General features: G+C 70.3%; 6 protein-coding genes. All 6 read right to left on the minus strand.

Annotated elements, in window-relative coordinates; translation table 11 throughout:
- Positions 1 to 229, minus strand: a 229-nt coding sequence (locus EES42_RS45865) for a hypothetical protein (protein WP_206433879.1), incomplete at its 3' end; no start/stop codon positions are given.
- Positions 230 to 473: 244 nt separating this feature from the next.
- Complete coding sequence (locus tag EES42_RS47485; RefSeq protein WP_124723449.1) at positions 474 to 2888, minus strand: P-loop NTPase family protein; 2415 nt, start codon at positions 2886 to 2888, stop codon at positions 474 to 476.
- A gap of 152 nt (positions 2889 to 3040) precedes the next feature.
- Positions 3041 to 3565 (minus strand): hypothetical protein, encoded by a 525-nt coding sequence (locus EES42_RS41855; RefSeq protein ID WP_124723450.1) that lies wholly within the window; start codon positions 3563 to 3565, stop codon positions 3041 to 3043.
- Between the two features lie 41 nt (positions 3566 to 3606).
- Positions 3607 to 4107, minus strand: coding sequence for a hypothetical protein (locus tag EES42_RS41860; RefSeq protein WP_124723451.1), 501 nt, complete (start codon positions 4105 to 4107; stop codon positions 3607 to 3609).
- Positions 4104 to 4349: a hypothetical protein gene (locus tag EES42_RS41865; protein WP_124723452.1), complete on the minus strand. Its 246-nt coding sequence runs from the start codon at positions 4347 to 4349 to the stop codon at positions 4104 to 4106. Before EES42_RS41865 ends, EES42_RS41860 begins: the two co-directional genes overlap by 4 nt.
- Positions 4346 to 4717: a hypothetical protein gene (locus tag EES42_RS41870; protein WP_124723453.1), complete on the minus strand. Its 372-nt coding sequence runs from the start codon at positions 4715 to 4717 to the stop codon at positions 4346 to 4348. Before EES42_RS41870 ends, EES42_RS41865 begins: the two co-directional genes overlap by 4 nt.
- Between the last annotated feature and the right edge of the window lie 87 nt (positions 4718 to 4804).

Below are 4804 nucleotides of genomic sequence, written 5' to 3' on the forward strand. Positions count from 1 at the left end.
CGCCCGAGCCTTTCGGGTCGTGAATGTTTGCGTAGGTGTCGGTGAGGCGGGCGTGGAGCCGGGCAACGAGGTCGAGGTCGTCGACTTCGCCGGATCTTTCGCCGTCGGGGTGGTGGCCGTCGTGGAGGGCCTGGCGGTGGTGGTCTCCCTCGGCGGTGAGGGCGGCAGGGGAGTGGCGTACGGGGCTGGTGGTCCGGCAGACCGGGCAGCGGTAGAGATAGCGGTGCAAGGGGTGGTCTCCTGACCTTCGGAGCAGGGCGCCGCACCCCCGCCGATCGCGTCCGGGAGGCGTTCGTGGGCCGGATCAGGGGGGTGTGCGGTGGTTGATTGGATTGATTGGTTTTAGCTGGTCAGCATTGGTTTGCCGATCGGCTGGCGATCGGCTGGCGGTCGGCTGAGGCCGCCGATCAGCGCCGACTGGCAGCCGATCGGAATCCAATGGAAAGCTGATCAGGATCCGATCGGCGGATGCCCTACTCGGTCTCGCTCAGGGCCTGCTGGACGGTTTCGAAGTAGTAGCCGCGGGGCTGCCCGTCGAGCTCGGTGATGCGCTCGGAGGACAGCTCGACGCCCGCGTCGCGCAGCGCGCGGGAGAGGGCTTTGCCGAGCTCCCGCAGACGGCTGCGGTCGTCGCGGTCGTCCCACTTCGCCCATTGCCCGGGGTCGTCCTCGCGGAGATGTCCGTGGAGCTGGTCCATGGTCAGGTATTCCGGTTCGCTTTCGTGAACGAAGGCGTCGCGGATTGCCTGCAGGATTGGGGGCAGGTCGGCCGGATCGTCGTCCTCCGGCTCGTCCTCGTGGTCGTCGGGTTCGGCAACCATGGCGAGGAGGTCGGGCCACGGTACGTAGTGCAGGTACTCCTCTTCCTCGTCGGCGAACTTCAGGCCGGGCGGGTTCGGGGCCTTGAGCGCGGCGTCGATCGACGCCTGGTCGACGTCGACGAGACCGGCGGCGAGGCGTTCGGCGGCGCGTCGGCCGCCCTCGTCGTCGGGGATGTAGTGCCACTTGTGGAGCATCGGGTCCTCGGACAGGCCCGGCGCTCCGACGATGTAGGTCTGGGCGCAGTGGTTGAGGTCCTTGCCGGACTTCGGGTGGAGCCGGTGCGGCAGGTAGCCGAAGTCGGCCGCGCCGCTGCCGAGGGCGCCGGTGGTGTCGACGTCCCTGCACGCGCCGATGATTTTGAGTGCGGGGTGCTGGGCGATGTTGCTGCCCAGGAGTTCCTTGGTGGAGCCCTGGGCGGCGAAGATCAGCCAGACGCCTTCCTTCCGGCCGACCAGCATCAGCTCGGCGATGATCTGCTTGCTGCGCTTGGTGAGTTTGGGGAACTCGTCGATGAAGACGATGACTGCCGGGTGCTCCCGGGTGCATTCCCAGGCGTCGCCCATGCCGAGCTTGCGGCGGATCCGGGCGCGGCCGGCGGCGAGCCGGTAGAGCGAGAGCAGGATGAACTCGATCTGGATCGGGCCCGTGGCGGTGAGTTTCACCGCGTCGGTGAACTGGCCCGGCCCATCGCCGGACGGGTCGAGGAACACGGTGGTGGCGTTGTAAGCGGCGGTGGTCCAGTCGAGAAGATCCCGCATGATGGTGGACTTGCCGCCGCCGGAGCGGGCGATGATCTCGCCCATCAGCTCGGCGAGGGAGAAGGACAGGTCGGTTCCGTCCGCGCTCATCCCGAAGACACCGGCCTTCGTGATGTCGACCGAGTGCGGTGCCCGGTACGGGGGCGGTTTCATCTCGCCGAACAGGTCGCCGGTGACCACGCGCAGCAGGGCCTCAGCGGTGCGCTTGCGGTTGGGCTGGAGAATCACGTCCCCGTCACCGACGTCGAACCGGGTCTCCAGGTACCCGAGCTTGTCAGCGATGACGCCCGGGGTTCCCTCGGACACCCGCGCCACCGACTCCCAACCCCACGAATACTCAACGGCGTCGCCGACGTGCGCGACCGGAACGCGTTCGGCGAGCAGGGCCCGCCGAACGCACTCGGTGGCCATGGCCGGCGTGGTCGCCTCGTGGATGGTGAACGGCTTGCCGGTGTCGCCGGGAGTCTGCGTTCCCGGGGCGGCCGCGCCGGCCTGCCCGGTCGACGACGTCTGGGCCGTGCCGGCGGGGTGGCCGGTGCCGAGTTCGTAGGCGAGCGGAGGGACTTCGGGGAGCTCGCTGCGCCAGCCGGGGAACCGGCCCTTGGCCCACGCAGCCGACGTGATGCCGGACGCGGTGAGGGCGGGGAGCAGGGCGCCGCCGATGCGGATCTCGGCCCAGCCGATGGCCAGCCCGAGGGCTGCGGTGGCTGCCCAGCGGCGTGTGGCGGTCCGGTGGCGGTGTCGCCTCAAGTCCGCCTCTGCGGGCTCCAGATGGGCTGTGTAGGGCCTCTGGGAGGCCTCTGTGGCCTGCTTCCGCCACCCGGCCGCTTCCTTCCGCAGCGAGGCGGCCTGCCGCCGAAGGGCGGTGGCCTGTTTGCCGGTGGTCTCGGGATCGGCAGAGGCGGCGGAGAGCAGCTGCCCGGCCTGGCGGTCGAGCTTGTCGGCCTGTTTCGCCAGCCCGGCCGCTTTCTCCTCCAGGTTCTTCGCCTCGGACTGCTGGCGGGATGTCCAGGTGCTGTAGCGGTGGTTGAGGAGCCCGGCGCGCAGGTGGGCGGGGGTTTCGTCGGAGGCGTTGAGCCATGCGGCGCGCTCGGCGCGCAAGACCTTCGCGCCCGTACGGACCGCGGCGGTCTCCCGGCGTGCCAGGGCGATCACGCCCGTGGTCAGGCGGGAGGCTGCGCCGCTGGTCTTGGCGTTGTGGGTGGTGTCGGCGGTCGGTGCGTCGTGGGTGGGTCCGGGCTTGTCGTCGGTGAGGAACTCGCCTTCCGTTTCGAGGTCGAGGACGAAGGGTTCGGGCAGGGTGGTCACGGGGGGTTCCTCCGTGCGGAATGGGTGGGCGGGTCCGGGCGGTGACGGCCGTCCGCGCACCACGGCCGCACGCGGCACGAGGGGTGCCGGGTGCGGTGCGGGGCGTGGACGGCCGATAGCGTCCGGGCACAAAAAAAGGGGGGTGTCGTTGGTCAGGCGATGGAGCCGACCAGGGAAGCGCCCAGGTCGTTGGCCATGGGGATGACGAACGCGGCGAACCACCCGCCGAGGGTCGCGGACAGGCCAAGGAGAATTCCGGCAAAGATGCCCTGTCCCATCTCCGGCTTGACGCTGTCGGGGATCGCCTTCCAGCCGCCGAGGATCACCACGGTGATCAGCAGCAGGATCAGGTTGCCCATGCCGGTCAGCTCAACGACGTTGCTGCGAGCGGCGAGGGTGGTCTCCCCGCCGGTGGCACCCCACATGGCCAGTGACCCGACACCATTGCCGAGCCAGGTGAACAGGCCGGTCATGAAGCCGATCAGCCCGCTGGTGGTGGCGGTGGCCAGGCCGCCGTAGCTGATGCCCGCGAGCAGCGGGATCAGTTCCGTGGCATCCCGCAGGATCTGCCCGCGGTTCTTGATGTGGGCGATCGCGAATCGCGCGACGTGCCAGGTCGGGATCGCGAGACCGATAAAGAGGCCGCCGATCGTCAGCGCGCCAGTGGGAATGTTCATGGGTGGTGACCTCCGGGCCACGTGGAAGAGAAGAAGCGGGGTTACTGGAAGGGCAGGGCGGCGACGATCTGGTCGCCGAGACGGTTGACGGCGGGGATGAGGGTGAGGGCGGCCAAGCCGGACACCGCACCGATCAGCCCGGCCGCCGAACCGACCAGGGCACCGGCCGCGATCCGGGCGCGCAGATAGTTGTCGCAGCAGCGCCAGACGAATACGAGGACGGCAAGGAGCGCGGTCGTGGCGACGGCGCCACCGGCGCTCATACCGGACGGCGCGGTCTGAGGCAGCAGCCAGCTGCTGCCCTTGCCCGAGACCGCGTTGCCAAGGGGGTTGGTGACGCTGGTGACGGTGCGGCGGGCGGCCCAGCCGAGCAGGCCACCGGAGCACAGGGCGCTGAGCAAACCGATCAGCAGGCCACCCGTGATGGCGGCCGCCGACGGTGCCTCTCGCCCGCCCCGCCACCACCGCACGAGCGTGAAAACCAGGACCGCGGCCGCCAGGGCAAGGCCACCGAGGGACAGCTGAGCCGGTGTCACGCTCACGGCAGCACCACCGCCACGACGGACGACATGAGGCTGTCCAGATGCCCGATCAGGCCCCCGGTGCCGAAGGCGAGCACGGTGCCGAGCAGGGTGATGACGCCGAGCACGACGCCGATGACGGCGGTCTCCCACGCGGCCCGGAGGAACACCAGCACGGCCCGGCCTTCCCCGCAGAGAAGAATGATGGCCAGGACTCCCAAGAAGACGGCACCGACCATGAGGAGAGCCCGAACACCGGTCATGACCACACCCCGGTGGCGAGGTAGCCGTACAGGTACAGACCGGCCGGAGTGACCACACTGGACGCGAGGAGATTGCAGGTCAGGACCCGCACCAGCCAGGACCGGACACGGTCGTGCGGGTTGCTGCGCAGCTCCAGGAGCCCGGCGACGGCCAGGGCCGCCATCATCACCCCGGGTTCGTCCCCGCAGATGTGAAAGACCTTGCCGGACACCGGGAGCAGGGTCAGGCCCGCGACGAGGGCGGCGCCGTTCCGTACCGGGCTGAGCCTGGAGACGCTGAACCGCGGCAGACGGTCGGGCTGTGCGGGCGGGGCGGGGTAGTAGTGGTGGTGATGCACGGGCGCGGGTGCGGGTGCCGGGGGCGCCATCACACCACCTCCGTCCCGGGGCGCCGGAGGACCGGCCGGAGGCCTGGCCGACGGACCCGCCGGGGGTCCGGCCGGGGGCGGGGTGGG

The organism is Streptomyces sp. ADI95-17, assembly GCF_003846175.1.
Lineage (GTDB): Bacteria > Actinomycetota > Actinomycetes > Streptomycetales > Streptomycetaceae > Streptomyces > Streptomyces sanglieri.